The following is a 1,413-nucleotide window of genomic DNA, read 5'->3' on the forward strand; positions in this document are numbered from 1 at the left end:
GAGTCGGGACGACGGCCCGTCACTAAGCGTTCACGGCTCATCGCCCTGGCGAGCGCTCTCGGTGTCAGTGTCACTGACCTGACCGGCCAGCCGCACCCGCCGCGCAGCGAGGATGACCTCGCCATCTACACCGTCGTTCCGGCGCTGCGTGGCGCTCTCGACGACGATCCGGAAGCGTCGGCTCCTTCGCTGGACTCGGCCGTCCTGCGTGCGTCTGTGGACCAGGCGATGGCAGCCAGGATGGCCTGCGACTACAAGGCGCTCGCGCGGCTGCTGCCCGGTCTGGTCGCGGCCACTCGGCAGCTCGCCAACTCTGGGCACCCGGACGGGCCGCGACTGTTCGTCCGGGCCGCTGTGACCACTGTGTTGGCGATCAAGCCGTTCGGCTACATCGATTTAGCGGCACGGTACGCGGAGCGTGCTGAGCTGGCCGCCGCGTTCGCTGGACCAGCGGATGTTGCTGCTGCCGCCTTCGCTGTCGCCCAAAGTGCCTTGTCGTCGGGTACGCACGGCGGTCGGCGGCGGTCGCTGGCAGTGGCTACGAGCGCGGCCGAGCGACTGGGTGACACGGGGGACGACGAGTTGTTGACCTGGTACGGGATGCTTCACCTGCATTCCGCGATGTCGGCCGCCTCGCTGGGCAGTGGCGACCCGGATGGGCACTTGGCGGAGGCGGAGAACGCCGCGCGTCGGGCCGGGTCTGACCCGTGGCGAATGGAGTTCACCCCGGCGAACTGCGGGATTTGGCGGGTGGGTGTGGCCGTCGAGAACGGGACGCCTGAACGCGCGCCGGAACAGGCTCGGCGCGTCGACCGGTCGCAGGTCCGCACCGCGAACCGCCGATGCCGCCTACACCTGGACGCAGGACGCGGCTGGTATGCGGCCGGTGACCAGGACCGGGCGGTCCTCGCGTTCCTGGAGGCGGACAACGCGTCACCCGCTGAGCTACGGTCCCGGCCGAGTGTGCGGGAAATCGTCGGACAGATGGTCAGGGATGCCCGCCGACGGGGCTCCCCCGAGCTGCGGGACCTCGCAATTCGCATCGGTATCGATCCGTTGGACCCCGAGCCTCACGGAATCTAACTGACGGTTATCTTCCTGTTACGCCGACCGCTCTACGGTCCGAACAAGGACGCGATTGAGCACCACCGGCATCAGTGCCCGCTGCGGTCGCGTCCCTTGAGCCGGGGCGCGGCGGTGGCGGTCCTTCCAAGAGCACCCGCCGTCGCGTCCCTCCCCAGCGGAGGTAGGGATGAGCGACGCTGTTCCGGTCGAGGACAGAGGCGAGCAGATCCAGGCGGCGGAACGGGAAGCCGCGAGGCGGCGGCTTCTCGCGCAGGCCGAGGCGGAGCGAATACCGGCCGAGGAGACGACCCGGGCGGTGCCGGACCGGCGGTGGCGTCGTGGACAGCA

General features: G+C 69.7%; 1 protein-coding gene. It reads left to right on the forward strand.

All coding sequences use genetic code 11. The annotated features are described in order from the left end of the window. Positions 1–1,083 (forward strand): XRE family transcriptional regulator (locus C5N14_RS31445; protein WP_117673540.1); only part of this gene is annotated, 1,083 nt, incomplete at its 5' end. Positions 1,084–1,413 lie beyond the last annotated feature (330 nt).

Origin of the sequence: Micromonospora sp. MW-13, assembly GCF_003434305.1 — a bacterium.
Classification (GTDB): Bacteria; Actinomycetota; Actinomycetes; order Mycobacteriales; family Micromonosporaceae; genus Micromonospora.